General features: G+C 53.5%; 16 protein-coding genes and 1 tRNA gene. 8 read left to right on the top strand and 9 right to left on the bottom strand.

Annotated elements, in window-relative coordinates:
* Nucleotides 1–21: 21 nt before the first annotated feature.
* Nucleotides 22–1,269, bottom strand: a complete 1,248-nt coding sequence (locus tag VFO10_RS28200) for a thioredoxin domain-containing protein (protein ID WP_325145362.1) — start codon at nucleotides 1,267–1,269, stop codon at nucleotides 22–24.
* 162 nt (nucleotides 1,270–1,431) lie between these two features.
* Between VFO10_RS28200 and VFO10_RS28195 the strand changes: the two genes are divergently transcribed.
* From VFO10_RS28195 to VFO10_RS28185, 3 genes are all read left to right on the top strand, one after another.
* Nucleotides 1,432–1,507: transfer RNA gene (locus VFO10_RS28195), tRNA-Ala, on the top strand.
* A 185-nt stretch (nucleotides 1,508–1,692) separates the two neighbouring features.
* On the top strand, nucleotides 1,693–2,001 hold the full coding sequence (locus VFO10_RS28190; RefSeq protein ID WP_325145361.1) for a nucleotidyltransferase family protein: 309 nt from the start codon (nucleotides 1,693–1,695) through the stop codon (nucleotides 1,999–2,001).
* Nucleotides 1,985–2,326, top strand: a complete 342-nt coding sequence (locus VFO10_RS28185) for a DUF86 domain-containing protein (protein ID WP_325145360.1) — start codon at nucleotides 1,985–1,987, stop codon at nucleotides 2,324–2,326. Before VFO10_RS28190 ends, VFO10_RS28185 begins: the two co-directional genes overlap by 17 nt.
* Before the next feature lie 113 nt (nucleotides 2,327–2,439).
* Here VFO10_RS28185 and VFO10_RS28180 read toward each other — a convergent pair whose 3' ends face one another.
* Nucleotides 2,440–2,742 (bottom strand): DDE-type integrase/transposase/recombinase, encoded by a 303-nt coding sequence (locus VFO10_RS28180; protein WP_325145359.1) that lies wholly within the window; start codon nucleotides 2,740–2,742, stop codon nucleotides 2,440–2,442.
* 53 nt (nucleotides 2,743–2,795) lie between these two features.
* Nucleotides 2,796–3,209, bottom strand: coding sequence for a type II toxin-antitoxin system VapC family toxin (locus VFO10_RS28175; RefSeq protein WP_325145358.1), 414 nt, complete (start codon nucleotides 3,207–3,209; stop codon nucleotides 2,796–2,798).
* A 136-nt stretch (nucleotides 3,210–3,345) separates the two neighbouring features.
* On the opposite strand from VFO10_RS28175, the gene VFO10_RS28170 reads away from it, so the two are divergent.
* Complete coding sequence (locus VFO10_RS28170; RefSeq protein ID WP_325145357.1) at nucleotides 3,346–3,945, top strand: hypothetical protein; 600 nt, start codon at nucleotides 3,346–3,348, stop codon at nucleotides 3,943–3,945.
* Here the strand turns inward: VFO10_RS28170 and VFO10_RS28165 are convergent.
* Both VFO10_RS28165 and VFO10_RS28160 read right to left on the bottom strand, forming a co-directional pair.
* Nucleotides 3,922–4,215: a hypothetical protein gene (locus VFO10_RS28165; protein ID WP_325145356.1), complete on the bottom strand. Its 294-nt coding sequence runs from the start codon at nucleotides 4,213–4,215 to the stop codon at nucleotides 3,922–3,924. The two genes, VFO10_RS28170 and VFO10_RS28165, sit on opposite strands and share 24 nt — an antisense overlap.
* A 75-nt stretch (nucleotides 4,216–4,290) precedes the next feature.
* Nucleotides 4,291–4,785: a hypothetical protein gene (locus tag VFO10_RS28160; protein WP_325145355.1), complete on the bottom strand. Its 495-nt coding sequence runs from the start codon at nucleotides 4,783–4,785 to the stop codon at nucleotides 4,291–4,293.
* Between the two features lie 750 nt (nucleotides 4,786–5,535).
* Between VFO10_RS28160 and VFO10_RS28155 the strand changes: the two genes are divergently transcribed.
* The 3 genes from VFO10_RS28155 to VFO10_RS28145 all read left to right on the top strand — a co-directional run bounded on the left by VFO10_RS28155 (nucleotide 5,536) and on the right by VFO10_RS28145 (nucleotide 8,258).
* Nucleotides 5,536–6,288 carry a PilZ domain-containing protein gene (locus VFO10_RS28155; RefSeq protein WP_325145354.1) on the top strand — a complete coding sequence of 251 codons (753 nt, stop codon included), beginning with the start codon at nucleotides 5,536–5,538 and terminating at the stop codon, nucleotides 6,286–6,288.
* Between the two features lie 86 nt (nucleotides 6,289–6,374).
* Complete coding sequence (locus VFO10_RS28150; RefSeq protein ID WP_325145353.1) at nucleotides 6,375–7,778, top strand: aldehyde dehydrogenase; 1,404 nt, start codon at nucleotides 6,375–6,377, stop codon at nucleotides 7,776–7,778.
* A gap of 249 nt (nucleotides 7,779–8,027) precedes the next feature.
* The gene (locus tag VFO10_RS28145; protein ID WP_325145352.1) at nucleotides 8,028–8,258 is read left to right on the top strand and encodes a hypothetical protein; all 231 of its coding nucleotides are present in this window, start codon (nucleotides 8,028–8,030) and stop codon (nucleotides 8,256–8,258) included.
* A 70-nt stretch (nucleotides 8,259–8,328) separates the two neighbouring features.
* Here the strand turns inward: VFO10_RS28145 and VFO10_RS28140 are convergent, their stop codons facing one another.
* Nucleotides 8,329–8,937 carry a tRNA (adenine(22)-N(1))-methyltransferase TrmK gene (locus VFO10_RS28140; RefSeq protein WP_325145351.1) on the bottom strand — a complete coding sequence of 203 codons (609 nt, stop codon included), beginning with the start codon at nucleotides 8,935–8,937 and terminating at the stop codon, nucleotides 8,329–8,331.
* Nucleotides 8,938–9,107: 170 nt separating this feature from the next.
* Between VFO10_RS28140 and VFO10_RS28135 the strand changes: the two genes are divergently transcribed.
* On the top strand, nucleotides 9,108–10,646 hold the full coding sequence (locus VFO10_RS28135; protein ID WP_325145350.1) for a serine protease: 1,539 nt from the start codon (nucleotides 9,108–9,110) through the stop codon (nucleotides 10,644–10,646).
* A gap of 3 nt (nucleotides 10,647–10,649) precedes the next feature.
* On the opposite strand, the gene VFO10_RS28130 is transcribed toward VFO10_RS28135, so the two are convergent.
* From VFO10_RS28130 to hrpB, 3 genes are all read right to left on the bottom strand, one after another.
* Nucleotides 10,650–11,462 (bottom strand): RNA methyltransferase, encoded by an 813-nt coding sequence (locus VFO10_RS28130; protein WP_325145349.1) that lies wholly within the window; start codon nucleotides 11,460–11,462, stop codon nucleotides 10,650–10,652.
* 14 nt (nucleotides 11,463–11,476) lie between these two features.
* Complete coding sequence (gene metG, locus VFO10_RS28125) at nucleotides 11,477–13,486, bottom strand: methionine--tRNA ligase (protein WP_325145348.1); 2,010 nt, start codon at nucleotides 13,484–13,486, stop codon at nucleotides 11,477–11,479.
* 281 nt (nucleotides 13,487–13,767) lie between these two features.
* Nucleotides 13,768–16,308 (bottom strand): ATP-dependent helicase HrpB, encoded by a 2,541-nt coding sequence (gene hrpB / locus VFO10_RS28120; RefSeq protein ID WP_325145347.1) that lies wholly within the window; start codon nucleotides 16,306–16,308, stop codon nucleotides 13,768–13,770.
* Nucleotides 16,309–16,385 lie beyond the last annotated feature (77 nt).

Genomic DNA, 16,385 nt, shown 5'->3' with positions numbered 1-16,385 from the left:
ACTGGCCTTCTTTTCTTGAAATCAGCTGTTCAGCAGAGCCTCGACGACCTGCTTCAGCGTTTCGGGATCCACGGCGCCGTTATACTTGCGGCCGTTGATAAAAATCGTGGGAGTTCCGGTCAGCCCGGCTTCGTTTGCCTGCTTCACATCATCCTGGATCTTTTTCACGATATCAGGCGACGCCTTGCACTGTTTGATCTGGTCATCATTGAGGCCCACATCCTTGGCCCAGGCCACAAGACGGGTGGAATCTATATCGCGGTAGTTATCAAAGATGCGCTCGTTGAGTTCCCAGAATTTTCCGACCTGGGCCGCGCAACGGGTCATGATCGCCGCTTCGCAGGCGAAGGGGTGCATCTTCGATTGCATCGTGGGGTTACACGTGCTGTCGAGCGGGAAGTTTTTGAAGACGATCAGAACCTTGTCGCCCATATCCGCGTGCAGGGCCTTCATCACCTTGGAAGCGGTCGCGCAGGACGGACACTGATAGTCGGCGAATTCCACGATTTTGACTTTGGCGTCATCGGAGCCTTTGCGGTAGTCCTCGCCGAGTCCGCTGTAAGCGGTGAAATCAATCTTCACGGAGGGTGAAGGCGTAGGATCGAGCGAGGCGAGGATGGGCGATTCCCCACGGCTTGCACCGAGTTTTTCCATGTGCTTCTGCACTTCTTCCTGACTCATGGGATTGTCAGGTTTGAAGTTACGGGTCGAGGCTGGCTTCACAACCTGATACACGGCGACGGTTGCAACCAGTGCGATGATTCCATACCAGCCGCCGTTGGTGATGCTTTTCATGCTCCAGGGTTTGGGCACAGCGTCGCGGGTGAAGAAGAGCACCGCGGCTTGCATCAAGGTGACGGCATAAACGCCGACGCAGGTTGGGCAGATTTTCCCGATCACGAATTCAGAAATTCCGAAGAGGGCAATCGAAACGACGACCCCGATGCCAACCATGACGCTGTATGCTTGCAGGGCATCCTGCCGCAGATTTTCTTTTACGCGGGCGGTGATCAACAGAGCAAAAAGACCGAGGAAATAACCAATTCCGTAGACACCCATCGGGTTGCCCCAGGGGTCCTCGGCGAACTTGCTGTTGGCGATATCGTCGCAACTCAGGGTGTCATTGATGTTGCAAGCAAAGCTGGTCGCGCCGGCCTGCTTCAGCTCCAGATGGTGCAGGAGCGAATAGATGGACAGGCCGATACCTAATACCGCCAGTATGCTACCAAGCAGCAGCAGGTTCTTGAACTTTTCTTCTCTCTGTTCCATAGGGCTGATTCTCCTTCCGCAGAGGCTCTTGAGGAGCGATCATCGTAAAAGAGCAGCCGCCGCCTGGCAAGCAGAGAGAAAAATCGTTGACAAGGAAATCGGGTTCAAGCATAAACCGTGTCTACCTCGCAGCGATGTGAGGCGATCTTCTGCAAAGAGATCGGGGGTATAGCTCAGTTGGTAGAGCGTCGCAATGGCATTGCGAAGGTCATCGGTTCGATCCCGTTTACCTCCACCATGAAAAACCCGCAGTACGAGAAATCGACTGCGGGTTTTTTCTTTTCTGGAGATTCCATTAAATCCCACGATAGAGACGTGCCCGCTGCGCGGTCACCTGGATCGTTTTGAGCCTGCGTTCGCTGGCTGGAAAATCTTTGCTTTTCGGGTACAATAAAAGCAGATTGGCCTCTATAGGGAGCCTTTATGCCTATTAAAATCAGCTTCGATTCCCAGAAACTCCAGGAGTTTTGCGAACAGCAAAAGGTAAAGCGTTTGGCTTTATTCGGATCTGTTCTTCGAGATGATTTTACCTCCACCAGCGACGTCGATGTACTTGTTGAGTTCGAAGAAGGGCAAACCCCTAGTCTTCTTTGGTGGCCCGATATGATTGAAAAGCTCTCCAAGATTTTCGGCGGTAGACGAATTGATCTCGTAACACCTCGCAGCCTGAACCCTCGCCTCAAAGTAGCTATCCTTGCTGAAGCGGTGAATCAATATGTCCAAGAGAGATGATCGCATTTTAATTGCAGACATGATCGAACACGCTTCGGACGCGATTGAATTCGTAGGACAGATGTCCTTTGAAGAATTTTGTCAGGATAAGAAAACCAAGGCAGCTGTGATTCGGTGCATCCAAACTGTTGGCGAAGCTGCGGGTCGCGTCTCGGAGGAAACTCGAGCGAGATTATCGAAGATTCCTTGGAAAGCTATTATCGGGATGAGAAATATCTTAGTTCATCGGTATTTCAATCTCGATGAGGAAGCTCTCTGGAAAGTCGTTCAGTCAGACTTGAAAGATCTTATTGCAAATTTGTCTATTGCGACCAAGCCTCGATGAAGTTCGGTGGAATTTCCCGGATTCTGTAGAGTGTTTTCTTAAGCTGCCTGCATAGCGCTTGTCAAGGACTCGTATTCCACGGGACAGACGCCACCAATTGACGAGTGACGCCTCTAGTTGTTGTAAAAGCATTCGATCCATTCAACAATCGCGAGTCTGGCTTGTGCTTTGTTGATCCAGGATTGGCGGTCTATCAGTTCCCCTTTGATGGTTGCAAAGAAAGATTCCACCACCGGGTTATCACAACAGTCGCCCTTGCGGCTCATGCTCTGGATGGCATTGAAAGCCTTTAGTATGCCTCTGAACTCACTGTTCGCATACTGCGCTCCCTGGTCAGAGTGTATGATCAATCCCTCTTTTACGGTGCGCCTGCGAAATGCCATCTTCAGGGTGTCATTGACCATCGCCGCCTCCATGCTGTCGTCCAGCAAGTTTCGAAGCAACTTTCAAATCAGTTGCGGTTCTTCAGCTACTGCACAACCCAATCCTGGGTCTTAAGCTTTGAAATCCCACTTTCTTCAAGAACGGATCGAATACGCCCATATTCTTCTGCAGCCGCAATATCGAAATTTAGGATTTCGAATGCTGTCAAAAATAATCCGAGTGCCTCTCTATTCTTCTCAATAGCGGAGCTTTTCTCGGCACCATAATGAAGTTCAGCTACCGTCAAAGAAGATAAAGTCACATCACCAGGTTTTTTCTTCAGCAAAGTTTCCAGCACCGATGAGTACTTCTTCCTTATCAAAAAAACAAAAGTATTTCTCCTTGTCCGCGGGCTGCTTACGCTCTTCCGGAAAATCCAAAAACATCGCGGGCGTCCGTTAAACAAACCCCAAGGATCATTCATCGGTATCAATACAACGGCATTGCCGATTCGCTTCACATGCCTTCGTCTTGAGATCGGGCAGTGGCTCACAAGGAGCAGAGACTTTGCTACCTGCGGTCACTGCAATATTTTGCCGTTCTCCCACTCCTCTCCCAGCCTCCCCCATCCCAGGCACCTAAGGAGAGAAAACGCTATGTTAAACCGCTTTTTGTTTACCCTTGCGCTTGTCAGCCAGCTCTTTGCCTGTGGTCAGGAAACCGTTCCCGAAAACGCAACAACTCCCGTGCCTGAACCCGCGAAATACCCACGTTCGATGCCTCAGTCAAATCTTGATGACTCGCGATTGATTGGTTACTGGGAAACACTCTGCGAAGTGTCGGCTTCGGGAAGCACACGCTGGAGTTTTCTCTTGGATCCGACGAAGGCCGTGCTGGAGAAACAGGTTTATCAGGATGCCCAGTGTGGAGAGTCTTCTTACATCGCTCGTTATTACATGACATATACTGCAGCCGATGAAAAACTGGACGGAAGAATCTGGGAAGTGCATGCGAGCATTCGGTCGCAGGATACCTTGAATACGTTATTCCACCAACAAAGCTGTTCGCTTCCTACTGTTCGCGATGAACTTTGGTATGACCTGACAGGAAGCCGCTGCACGATGAATGATGCGCCGGCTTCGGTGGAACGCGGCAGCGCTTTGATTGCTTCGGCCTATTCCATCAGTTTGAATAAGCGTCAGCTGACACTGGATGTCGCAGGCAAGGCTGGACTAAAATTCAAAAAGATCGACTGAAAAATCAAACCAGCGACCTGGAGGTCCAGCCCGCGGGTTTGAACGTTCAAACTCATCCGCTGTAAGATCCGCAGCCGTGGTTTTGGAATTGGCGACCTTGAAATACTCGACCGTGGGATTGGTTTCGCCGAAGTAAGGGAACACGCTGGGATAAGCCGTACAGAAACCCGGTCCCGCCATCGCGCCTTCAGCGATCTTACAGCCTCCCATGCCACCTGAAATATTAGGCCCATAGTAAAGCTGGTCAAGCACATTGGAAAACATCGTCATGGTTACAGTTGCACCTTCCGGCACACCGAAAAGTGCCTTCGCAAAGAGAAAGGACGGGCTGACTGTCCTCTGTTTTCAAGGAATAGGAGCCGGCCCAATTCCCTTCAGCATCTCGGGGCAGAGCGAATCGAGGACATTCTTCAACACGCGGGCTTCGGAAGAACGATTGCTGAGAATAATACCCGTGCCACCATTTTCGTCATAAAGCATCACGCGGGTCACCGAATCATCGGGATTGATCATCCAGGCGTAATAACGGACAGAGGGACCGTCCACAGCACCCGGCTGATTCACAAGCTTCTGCTTCCTTGCATTCTGAATCAAGGTCATCAGATCGCCATCGAGCGTTTGGTTCTTCGTCCAAACGCCAGTTAAATTGCCCACGCCACCAAAGTTTGTTGTGAACACGGTCTTTTGTGCAAAAACTTCGCATTTTTCTGTTTTGGAATCCTCGGCCACTACGAAGCCTGTGCTGGTCTCTTTCACCAAAAGCGGCCCGATATAACGAGCCTCCGCAACCGGACTCATCCATCCCAGAAGGGCAAGAGTGTAGCCTGCAAACTTTATCATCATGGGCTCCTTTCACGGTTCTTTTCGCTATAGAGCCAGAAAAATGAATTGAGGTAAATTGGTACGATTCATGAAGTCAAAAGAATTGCCCACAGAAGGTGGGCGCTGCAAAGAAAAATGTAGTAAGGATGAGAGGTTTACTCATGGGTACCGGAAATGAACCACAGCGAAATCCATTGGGACAACCGCCGCAGTCTCAGCCAGGGCAGAAGGCAGGCAAGGGGCCAGGGCCTCATGACGAGGATCCGAGTCGCAAGGGGCAGGCAGGCAAAGGCACGGCGCCATCCCATGAAGTCGTGCAGCCTGATAGAAGCGGAAAAGGCACGGCATCGAACGGCAAATGAGCGAGGGCAGGCGGAGGGGTCGAGGCCCCTCCCTTGCACTATTTTTCCAAGCTGTGGGACCATGAAGCCGGTCACTTCAATATCCTGACTAACCGTAAGGAGTGCTATTCATCGGACTGTCCAACCCTTCGCGGCCCCCTGGAATCCGCACCTCCATCGATAGAAAATGGGCGAGATTCCAAAGGATTAAAGACATCATGAGACATCCCTACCAGACAACTTGCACACAAAATTTCGCAAAGTAAGGATGAATCCTGTCGTTCCGCGGCAGCAGGAAATCCTTGGCAAAGTTCTGTTGTGCTTAAAATTTAGACCTGTTCTTTTCGTAGGCTATAAAAATCTTTCAATTCTGCTGCAGCTCCGCCGATAGTCATTATGTGAGGATTTTCGTCTTGGAGAATTTTTTATGGCGGCCACGGCACTCATCGGAGAAGAACAGGTCTTGGATCAGGCGCTAGCCCAACAGAGTATCGGTTTCGGCCTGATGTCCGTTGCAGGCTGGGAAAAGCCCGTTGACTATGCACTCTATGAAGTATCCCATCACAATATCGGCATCATCTCCAGCGATTCGCTGGAAGTCGGGACCAAGGTTACGGTCGAATACCGCGATGGCCAGCCGATCCCCTTGGTTGTGCATCAGATCGTTCCGAAAAAGAATCTGCCGCCGGGATATAAACGCTACCGTTTGATCACGACGGATCCTGAAGTCAATTTTGAAAGGATACTTCCTGAGTCTTCGCATCGGAAGGTGTCCTTCACCACGCGGCATCACTATCATGTGCGCTTCGCCCGCTTCAATACGGAGATCCCGACTCGTGTTGAAGCCAGGACTTTTGGTTCGGAAGAACCCTATCACATGAAAACCATCAACGTCTCGAAGACCGGCTTTCTGCTCGCGAGCCCTCCAGGGTTCCGCGTGCCCTTTCACGAGTCGACACTTTTGGAGCTGACTCTCTTCCTGGAAGACCAGCCCATCCGCTGCCTCGGCAAGGTGATCCGCTGCGAAGTGGATTTTGAAAAGAAAATCAAACGTTACGGTATCAATATCTGCGACATTCATGCCGAGGATCGCGAGAAATATTTCTCATTTATTGAGGATACGGAGCATCGGAAAAACCGTCAGGTCTTCCGATCGCTCAAGCTTCCCATGCCGATATAAGGCACTTTCCGATCCGGCGTGTGCATGCTAGAGTGGGGGCCGCTCGTCCCTTTGACGACCGTCATTCATGAAAGAATGGATACCGTATGTCACACGCCTTGCCGCAAATTACTGCTCCCCTTTTGCTGGATGACCTTATCAAGCGCCAGGACCAATACTTTCAAAGCGGTGCGACGCGCAGCTATGAGTTTCGCCGGCAGCAGCTGCAAAAACTCATGCAGGTCGCCCATTTACATGAACGGGACATCCTGGATGCTTTAAGCAAGGACCTGCGCAAACATGAAACGGAAGCCTTCCTGGCAGAAATCGGCATCGTTTATGCCGAGATTTCCGATGCGCTGAAACACCTGAAGCGCTGGATGAAACCACGCAAGGTCGGCTCTCCTTTGACGGTATTTCCGGCGCGAAGCCGCATCGTCCCTGAACCCCTGGGTCGCAGCCTGATTATCAGTCCCTGGAATTATCCCTACCAGCTGACTATAGCGCCGGTGATCGGAGCCATCGCGGCCGGAAACGTGGCGGTCATCAAGCCTTCCGAGCTGGCGCCGCACACAGCCGTTCTTTTGGAAAAGCTGATCAATGAAAATTTTGCGCCGGAATACCTGCGCGTTTTGAATGGTGGCGTCGAGCTCAGCCAGGAACTTTTATCACGTCGCTGGGATCACATATTCTTCACCGGCAGCACAGCCGTGGGCAAGGTGATTGCGTCCGCGGCTGCAAAGCATCTGACTCCGTGCACGCTGGAGCTGGGTGGAAAAAGCCCGTGCCTTGTGACCCGCAAAGCGAATCTGGACGTCACGGCTCGTCGTATCATCTTCGGCAAGTTTTTGAATGCCGGGCAAACCTGTGTGGCACCGGACTACGTCCTGGTCGAGGATGGCGTTCATGATGCTTTGATCGAAGCTTTGCGGCGGGAAATTACGCTGCGTTTTGGTACCGATCCCTTGCGGAATGAGCAGCTGCCTCGCATTATCAACGAGAGGCATTTTCAAAGACTGAGCCGCCTGATCGAGCCGGGCAAGGTGAACTTTGGGGGCCGTTCGGATCCGGGGCAGCTTCTGATCGAACCGACTCTGATGACCGGCGTGCAGATTCATGATCCGGTGATGCAGGAGGAAATATTTGGACCTGTGCTGCCGATCATTCCCGTTAAGGATCTGGAAGAGGCTAAACGTTTTATTCTGGGCTTTGAAAAGCCGCTGGCGCTTTACCTTTTCTCGGATGATGCTGCCGAGCATCAGGATATTATCGGCTCGGTGAGCTTCGGAGGCGGCTGTATCAACGATACTCTTATGCATCTCGCCAATCCCAATTTACCCTTCGGCGGCGTGGGCGCCAGCGGGCTGGGTGCGTACCATGGGCAGTTTTCTTTTGATGCCTTTTCCCATAAAAAGGCGGTGCTGGTGAACGGCACCTCGATGGATCTTCCCGTCCGCTATTTCCCCTGGATTCGCTCCAAGGAAAAAGTCCTGCGCCTTCTTATGAAGTAGCGGCACTGTCGGTCCTCCGTCTCCTCATGAAGTAGCATTCAGCACGATAACACCCTGAATATTCAGCAGTCATCGGGTCTCATCCATGAGTCCCGATTATGCTTGAACTTTTTTGCATAAGTCATGAAGTTTAAATAACCGCCATTATCCCTCGGAAATCATAGGCTGAAAACCCGCTTTATCACTTTTCGCGGCAGCAGCTCCGATACAGAGTACGGGAACCAACAACTCATTTGGGAGGGCTTGCTTATGCAACCCGAATCCAAACCTTCAGCCGAACTGCTTGAACGTTACGAGAAGAACTTTGGTGCCGCCGGGCGCCGACGCGGGATGATCGTCATGGGAGTTGCCGTGATTATCATTCTGGGAGCCATCATCGGGATCACCCGCTCGATGAGCTATGTCGGAGGTCTGAATTCTCAGGTCTACGACGCGTTTGATAACAGTAAGGAAAAGGGCGAGGAAAAGGCTGCGGAGTAAGGGAGCTGCATGTCGATGGTTCGATGGCAACCCTGACGCGTCCTTCACCCAAGGTTGATCCGCCTCTTCTTCAAGGGGCTGAGCGGGCTTCTCTTTTTTTGGTCACCGCCGCGTGCCAGGCCCGAAGCGACTTTACAAAGTTCTGAACATGAGGATCCTCACGACCCACGTAACCTTCACCGAGCAGGTGAATGGGACCGCCTTTTTCTTCCAAAACTATAATTTCACGAAAACGTTCAGCTTCCATCACCACATCCTCGGCCACGACTCCAAGTTTCTGTGTCTGTAAAAAGCTGCGGAGCTCAAGCGAATTTTTCTCAGGACAGATGATCAGACGATGCGGACCGGGACCCGAGGGAAATAGTTCCCGGATAATCGTCACGATCGTGCGAATGCCAACGCCGGCCATCACAAAATCACAGGGACTGTCGCCGTTGATCTGAAGATTCTCGGCGAGTCCTGTGATGACCTGGACCCGAGGATCCTCTGTGAGCTGCCGTTCCTTCAAAGCCTCATGCACGGCTCGCAGAGCATTCGGACTTTGATCGACAAAGACAAGGCCAGCCAGCGGCTTTTGATCCCAGGCCGTCAAACCAATGTAACCGTGATCGCAGCAGAGGTCATAAAGAACGCTGTGCGGACGAACGTAGGAAGCCAGACGGCGGATGCGATCACTCATGATTCAAAAGTCCTAATGGCGCAAAGTCCTTGTGTAGCGGCTTTTCACCTTTTTGACAAGGCCTGCAGGATAGGTCTATTTGACAAGGGGCATTGGGAATCCCAGCCTCCCACCTGTGACTATGGTATAAAGGATGGTCGCAGAGCGATGCCATTCACGAGGAGGAAAACATGTCAGCATTTCGTCAATGGGCCTATGTCCTTTCTTTGCTCGTCCCTGGCCTGTCCGTGGCGGCCGTCGAAGAAGGGCCGCAATCCCAGGCCGAGGTCAAAAACGATGCCGCGGTTGCACCAGGACCATACTGCACCAATGAATATGCGGATGACCTGTCGGCTTTGAATCCCAAGGCCAGGGAACTGGAACAACAGGTGCCGTCCTATACCTTTTGCATAAGAACCATGGCTACCTATGAATGCCCTTCCTATGGACCGGATGGGAATATCCGCAAGAAAAAGCGCAAAGTCATAGGCCACGGCACGGCCTTCGCCTATAAAACGCAGAATGGCGAAACCTATGTGATGACCAACGAGCATGTTTCGGATTGGCCCAATGTCACTGATGAGCAGAATCCGGCCGATGATGTGCCGGCGGGTTGCAAGCGCGTGGCCGATTCGGTGAAGATCGTCGATGATGAAAGCGATAGCTTCGATCGTGACGATATTCAGCTGACGCGCGTCGTCTCTGATCCGCAGCTGGACATCAGCATTCTCAAGACCAAAAGCAAATTGCCCGTGCTCCCCTGGAAGATCGGGCACAGTTCGGGCCTTAAGGAACGGAACGTGGTCGATGTTCGCGGCTTCCCCCTGGGCGTTTTTAAAGCAACCAATGCCGGGAAAGTGATCGCCGCCTATGATCATGACGAATACAAGGAATGGGATCACGTGGATTTCGTCATTGATGCGCTTTTGTCTCCGGGCAATTCGGGTTCGCCGGTGTTTGCCGTTTCCTGCAAAACGGGGGAATTTGAACTGGTCGGTGTTTATCACGCTGGCTACACTCAGGGAAGCGCTTTGAATGTGGTGATCGGGATTGATCAGGTGCGGGAGTTGATGACGACCTTTAAACGCAAGCCGCAGAACCGAGCCATCAGCAAAGTGGATCTGAATCACAGCACGCGCATGCGGGTGGTGAATGGGTCCAAGACTTCCCTCGCTCCTTTTTTTCCTTTTGGCAATATGATCGCAGCCGTGCGGGTTCGCAACGATGGAACCCTGGTTTATGAACTGCTGAATAAAGGCTTTCCCACCCGCGTTTATCCCGTCCTGGTCATGGAGGATCTGCCGAGCTCCAACGATAAGGTTTTCGGTGTGATGGGACGCATTTGGATTGGCAATCGACAAGGATTGAAGCTTTATAAGTGGTCGGATCTGGATGCCGATGATCAGGAGCAGTTCGATCGGCTGCTTGATGCCATGCGGGCCGAGAGTCTGGCGACTTTTGATTTGCGCGATGCGGATCGCGATGCAGAAACCAGCCGTGAAAAATTTGATCTGAGCAAGAAACTGGAGAGGGCTTTGCAAAAGGCCAGCGCGGGTTATGCGGATCTGGCTTCGAATACCGTGGAATTCGCCGAGAAGCGGGGACCACAGCCGGGTGAGATGCCGGTGGATATCCGCTCGATCTTCGCCTACGGAGAAAAGCACGAAGGCTTCCCAACGACGATTGCACGCTGGGGAACACCACCCGAGAAGGAAGAAAAACCCAAGTGATGCTTACGTGCTAAGATATCCGGACGCCAGCCACTGGCGTCGCAGCTCATGAACAGCGATACCGGCTGTGACGGCGACATTAAGGGAATTTTTCCGACCCCAGCACGGTATCTCCAGCACCGCATCGCAGCGCTTCAAAAGATCGGATTCAAAACCATAGCGTTCATTTCCCAAAAGAAGGGCGACCTTCTGTTTGGGAAAGGCAAAGCTGTCAAGGCGCACAGCGTTCGGACTGGTTTCCAGAGCATAGAGCGCATAACCTTCGACGCGAAGTTTTTCCAGGCAGTCCTCGCGATGCGCATGCCATTCCCAGGCGACCAGCTGCTCGGTTCCGAGCGCGGCCCGGCTGACCTTGGCCTGATCGGGCGTGGCGGTATAGCCGGTGAGATGAAGTTTGCTGACCCCCAGGCATTCCGCAAGACGCCAGATGGATCCGAGGTTAAAGGCCGAACGCAGATTATCCAGCACCAAAACAAGGGGCATCAGCTGGGCTTCCTTCGGCTCCTGACGATCTTCGCTGGCAACAGGAAAATCGCCATCGGCTATGGCGCGACTGTGCTGCCGTTCGATGGGAACGACAAGACTCATGAACTGATGGAACGTTGGATTGTCCGGAATGCGCTGACGCAAGGACGCGAGGCCGCGGACGATAGGACCGCGGTGCAGGGCGGCCCCATCGAGCAGTTCGAAAAGTTTTTGCAGTTGGGCCTGACGCTGGGATTCGTCATCCCAGGCGGCTTCCACACGAAGGATCTGATCGAGGAGTTCCCGCAGAGCCATGGCCTCGTTCAGCTCCAAAAAGCGTCGCAACTCCATGGCTCTCCTTTGCTTTAGCTAATGCGTTGACCAGGAACGGCGTTGCTGTCTGGAAAGAGGACAGCGAGTTTATCACCATCACCCGAAGCCAGGACCATGCCTTCACTCACACCGAACTTCATCTTGCGCGGTGCGAGGTTCGCCACCATCACCGTCATTTTCCCGATCAGGTCCTCGGGCTTATAGGTGGATTTGATGCCCGAGAAAACATTCCGCGTGACACCGTTACCAAGATCAAGGGTCAGTTGCAGAAGTTTGCCCGCGCCTTCCACGTTCTTGGCATCCACGATCTTGACGACGCGAAGGTCGATCTTCTGGAAATCGTCGATGCCGATCGTTGGTGCAAGATTCAAGGCGGCTTCTCCTGAAGGTGCGGATTTTTCCATCGAAGCCGCGGCCAGGGCTTTGGCTTCCTCAAGCATGCCCTGAACCTGAGCCATCTCCACGCGTTTGGCGAGGTGCTCATAGGGCGAGATTTCATGGAATTCGAGTATCTGCTGCGCGCTGCTCCAGGTATAGCCATCTTCCTGGAAGAGGCGTTCCACTTTTGCAGCGTATCCGGGCAGCACGGGTTTCAGGTAGACCGTCATGATGCGGAAGAGGTTCAAAATCCCCGTGAGGATCTGAATGGTCGCGGCCTCGTCCGTTTTCACCAGTTTCCAGGGCTCGTGCTTGTCGAAATATTTGTTGGCTTCATCGGCAATCCCACGGATCGCGATGATGGCCTTCGAGAAATCACGCTCTTCATAATGCGCGGCGATCTGCTCGCTCAGGGCCTGAGCCTGGACCACGAGGGCGCGGCCCTCTTCGCTCAGGGCACCCATTTTCCCGCCGAGTTTTTGCAGCATCTGGGCCCCGCGCGAGGCGACGTTGGTGATCTTGCCGATCAGGTCCGAATTCACGCGCGAGACGAAGTCTTCGAAGTTCAAATCGAAGTCGTCGATCGACGAGGACATTTTGCATGCAAGGTAATAGCGCAGATAATTCGGATCGAGATGCTTGAGATAGGTTCCCGCCGAAATATTGGTGCCGCGTGATTTACTCATCTTCGCGCCGTTGACCTGGAGCATGCCGTGCACCATCACCTGGGTCGGTGTGTTGAGGCCGGCCGCTTTCAGCATCGAAGGCCAGAAGAGGCTGTGGTGATAGATAATGTCCTTGCCGATGCAGTGATAGATCTCGTGGCTATTCCAGTAGTCCTCGAAGGTCTTGCTGCGGGCGCGGGCATAGTCGTCGAGTGATGCGAGGTAACCGATGGGCGCATCGAACCAGACATAGAAAAACTTGTCGGGATAGCCCGGGATTTCAAAGCCGAAATACGGTTTGTCGCGCGAGATGCACCAGGACTGCAGATCGTCCTTGAGCCACTCGCTGAGCTTTTTGGTGATCTCCTGGCTGTTGTGCTCGGGAACCCATTCCTTCAGAAAGTTTTTGAAGTCGTTCAGCTTGACGAAAACATTCTCGCTGGCTCTTTGCACCGGAGGGTTGCCGCAAAGAACACAGCGGGGATTTTTCAGTTCGTCGGTGCCATAGACCGCACTGCAGACTTCGCAGCCGTCGCCGTACTGATCGGGAGTGCCGCAGCGGGGACAGGTGCCCTTGACGAAACGATCAGGCAGGAACATTTTATCGTGTTCGCAGTAGGCCTGCTGCAGGGTTTTGGTTTCGATATGACCTTTTTCCTTGAGCGCGAGGAAAATGCGATCCGAGATTTTTTTATTCGACGCGCTGTTGGTCGAGCCGTAGTTGTCATAAAGAATTTCAAAACCATTGAGGTCACGCACGTGTTCGACGCGCGCGGTTTCCACCAACTGTTCAGGCGTCACGCCTTGTTTACGGGCGTTGACCATCACCGGAGTTCCGTGGGTATCATCGGCACAGATGAAGTAGCAGTCGTGGCCCCGCATCCTTTGGAAACGCGCCCAGAAATCAACCATGCAATGTTCCACCAAATGACCGATATGAACCGGGCCATTCGCATAGGGAAGCGCCGCTGTGATCACTATTTTGCGTTTTCCGGACATTCGAAACCTCTCCTTCCAGCATATATGCCACATCGCCACATAAGTCCTGCGGCCAGGCGGGTACTATAGAGGAATCTGGAAAGAAGTGCCATGCTCAGGTGAAAGTGCCGTCCGCGAGTCGGGAAGACCCGCGCTCAGGTGAAAGAGATGACTGCGGGAGGCGGACAGCCTAGGACGCGGGCGCGTCTGCGGGAGGCGGACAGCCTAGGACGCGGGCGCGTCTGCGGGAGGCGGACAGCCTAGGACGCGGGCGCGTCTGCGGGAGGCGGACAGCCATCCCATCACGAAGGACGCGGGCGTGGCTCCGGAGGCTTTTCATTGACCGGATCATCCGGCCAGGCATGCTTGGGATAGCGTCTTTTCAGCTCCTTTTTCACCTCGTGATAGCTGCCCTGCCAAAATCCTGCAAGGTCCTGGGTAATTTGCGCGGGTCGGCGGCTGGGGGCCAGGAGTTTCAAAAGCAGCGGCTGACGGTCGGAACAAATACGCGGCGTCACGGGTTGTCCGAAAAATTCCTGAATGCGTCCTTCGATCCAGGGCTCGCCCGGCTCTTCATAATGAATGCGGAATTTTTTACCGTTCTTCAGGCTGACGTGATCCGGGCACTGCTGCTGCAGAAGAAGAATGTCATCATAATCCAGCTGCTCTTCGATCGCCTGCCGCAGGCTGCGGCCCGTGACATCGGCCAGGGATCGCGCGCCTTCACAAAGGTACGCCAGCAGAAGTTCCAGCATATCGCCTTCAAAACGCGGCAGTTTATGCGAAAAATTGTGGCGGTCGAGGATCTCGACTTTTTTATGATACGAATGAAATTCCGAAAGATCAGGAAAAGCCTCAGGCCACCGCTGCCGCACTGTTCCGAGCAGCAGCTCCTCGATGGCGGCGGCATCAGCCTGCTCCACCGTCTCCTCCAGAACGAGGCGACCATAATTGAGGCTCGTCACCTTCCGCGCCCGGCCGGTCTTTTCATCCAGACGAACATCAAGAGCATTCTGCAGGAGGTGAAAAGGATCGTCCTTAAGCCACGACGTTTCGACAGCCGACGCCACAAAAATCCGCCCGCGCTGTGTATCCGCCTCTTCGCTTAAAGTCTCCCGCGCATCGATCGCCACCAGCCACTCGCGGTCGCGAACAACCGAAGACTCATTCAGCACCGCTCCGCGTCCCAGACAGAAATTAAAATGCCGCTGCTTCCGATGCCCGGCCTGACTCGCCGCGGGTCGATACTTCGCGACCCGGTCCGCAAATCCTGCAAAAATAGCTCTGCGAATGCGCGGGCCATCCAGAGGATCCAGATTCTGAAGCGGCTCTGCATCACAGATGCGCCGCATATTGTCATAGAGCTGCCGCAGCCTTTGCATCTTCGCAAAATCAAGATCACGGCGCGCCCCAGGTTTTTTCAGAATGGCCTGTAAAAAAAGTTCCATCTGATAGGTGACGTCGCAGTCCAGATGATCCCGCGCATTTTCATCACCGCGCAGCAGCATCCCTTCACCGATCAAAAGAGCTGCCAGCAAAGCAGCGCCAGGTATCCCTTGCTTTCTGCCTTCCAGCATGATGCGGCCAAGACGCGGATGCAGCGGGAAATCAGCCATGAAACGGCCATCAGCCGTTAAATGCCCAGCGGCATCGAAGGCCCCCAGGGACTGCAGAAGCTGAAGGTTATGCTGCAAAATCGCATCATCAGGCGCTTCAAACCAGGGGAGCGTTTCCCAGGCCTTCTTTTCATGAGGCTGGATCGCCTGCACTTCCAAGAGTGTCTGACACAGATCAATGCGTTTGATCTCGGGCTCTGTGAATTTCTGCCGACCGTTGAAATCAATCGCACTGAACAGTCGATAGCAAATACCCGGAGCAATACGGCCTGCCCGTCCCATTCTTTGAATACAGGACGCCTGGCTCACCTTCTGCGTTTCGAGGGTCGGCAGTCCGCTCCATGGAGCATATCCTGAAACCTTGGCTTTGCCGGTGTCAATGACTCCGCGAATACCGGGCAGGGTCACCGATGTTTCCGCGACGTTCGTAGCCAGCACCACTTTAGGAACCGAAGTGTTCTGCAGAAGCAGACGATAGTTTCCCGCAAGATCGGCCGTCAAAGGAATCCAATCGGCACGGGAACCGAGTCCGCTTTTCAGCCTTTCCGTACAGCGCTGAATCTCGGCAAGTCCGCTCAGAAAGATGAGAATATTCCCGCCGCAGCGTTCATCCTCCAGCATTCGCGCTGTGGCCGAATAAACCTGCTCCTCCAAAGACGACTGACTCGCGCCCGGAAAATATTCCAAGGCCACAGGAAAGGTGCGGCCCGGCACATTGAAGACCTGCGCTCCATCCAGATACTGTTCCAACGCGCCTGTGTCGAGAGTTGCCGACATGATCAAAAGCTTAAGGTCCGTACGGCGGGTCTGAAGACTTCGCAGAAGAGCGAGCGCTATATCGGTATGAATATGCCTTTCGTGAAACTCATCGAGGATCACGACATCAAAATCCCGCAGCTCAGGATCCTGCAGGAGTTTACGCGTCAGAACCCCTTCCGTGACGAAGAGCAGGCGCGTGGCCGGGCTGCTTTTATTCTCCAAACGAATCTGATAGCCGACCAGCTGTCCGCAGGGACCGCCCGACTGTTCGGCCACCCACTCCGCCGCCAGCTTTGCCGCAAGGCGCCGCGGCTGGACCACGAGGATCCTCTGAAACTTCTGCAGAAGGGCCTGCGGCACCCGCGTGGTTTTACCCGCACCGGGCTCGGCCTTCAAAAGAACAGCGGGGTTTTTCTGCAAAGAGGCCGCGATATCATGGAGAAAAGGATCAATGGGAAACACGGACATGTCAGACTCGATTAAGGTTCATCCGTTCGGTTTTACCGAAAGATCGCCTGAAAATCCAGAAACTTGACTATTCCCAG

The organism is Oligoflexus sp. (assembly GCF_035712445.1).
GTDB lineage: Bacteria > Bdellovibrionota_B > Oligoflexia > Oligoflexales > Oligoflexaceae > Oligoflexus.
Note: the sequence above shows the minus strand (reverse complement) of the source record. Positions and strands in the feature narration are given on the sequence as shown.

Excerpts from the sequence above, each read along its gene's own strand:
- VFO10_RS28135 (WP_325145350.1), top strand. The coding sequence starts at position 9,108 with ATGTCAGCATTTCGTCAATGGGCCTATGTCCTTTCTTTGCTCGTCCCT.
- VFO10_RS28130 (WP_325145349.1), bottom strand. The coding sequence starts at position 11,462 with ATGGAGTTGCGACGCTTTTTGGAGCTGAACGAGGCCATGGCTCTGCGG.
- hrpB (WP_325145347.1), bottom strand. The coding sequence starts at position 16,308 with ATGTCCGTGTTTCCCATTGATCCTTTTCTCCATGATATCGCGGCCTCT.
- VFO10_RS28145 (WP_325145352.1), top strand. The coding sequence starts at position 8,028 with ATGCAACCCGAATCCAAACCTTCAGCCGAACTGCTTGAACGTTACGAG.
- VFO10_RS28155 (WP_325145354.1), top strand. The coding sequence starts at position 5,536 with ATGGCGGCCACGGCACTCATCGGAGAAGAACAGGTCTTGGATCAGGCG.
- VFO10_RS28185 (WP_325145360.1), top strand. The coding sequence starts at position 1,985 with ATGTCCAAGAGAGATGATCGCATTTTAATTGCAGACATGATCGAACAC.
- VFO10_RS28150 (WP_325145353.1), top strand. The coding sequence starts at position 6,375 with ATGTCACACGCCTTGCCGCAAATTACTGCTCCCCTTTTGCTGGATGAC.
- VFO10_RS28200 (WP_325145362.1), bottom strand. The coding sequence starts at position 1,269 with ATGGAACAGAGAGAAGAAAAGTTCAAGAACCTGCTGCTGCTTGGTAGC.
- metG (WP_325145348.1), bottom strand. The coding sequence starts at position 13,486 with ATGTCCGGAAAACGCAAAATAGTGATCACAGCGGCGCTTCCCTATGCG.
- VFO10_RS28160 (WP_325145355.1), bottom strand. The coding sequence starts at position 4,785 with ATGATAAAGTTTGCAGGCTACACTCTTGCCCTTCTGGGATGGATGAGT.
- VFO10_RS28140 (WP_325145351.1), bottom strand. The coding sequence starts at position 8,937 with ATGAGTGATCGCATCCGCCGTCTGGCTTCCTACGTTCGTCCGCACAGC.
- VFO10_RS28190 (WP_325145361.1), top strand. The coding sequence starts at position 1,693 with ATGCCTATTAAAATCAGCTTCGATTCCCAGAAACTCCAGGAGTTTTGC.
- VFO10_RS28170 (WP_325145357.1), top strand. The coding sequence starts at position 3,346 with ATGTTAAACCGCTTTTTGTTTACCCTTGCGCTTGTCAGCCAGCTCTTT.
- VFO10_RS28180 (WP_325145359.1), bottom strand. The coding sequence starts at position 2,742 with ATGGAGGCGGCGATGGTCAATGACACCCTGAAGATGGCATTTCGCAGG.
- VFO10_RS28165 (WP_325145356.1), bottom strand. The coding sequence starts at position 4,215 with ATGACGATGTTTTCCAATGTGCTTGACCAGCTTTACTATGGGCCTAAT.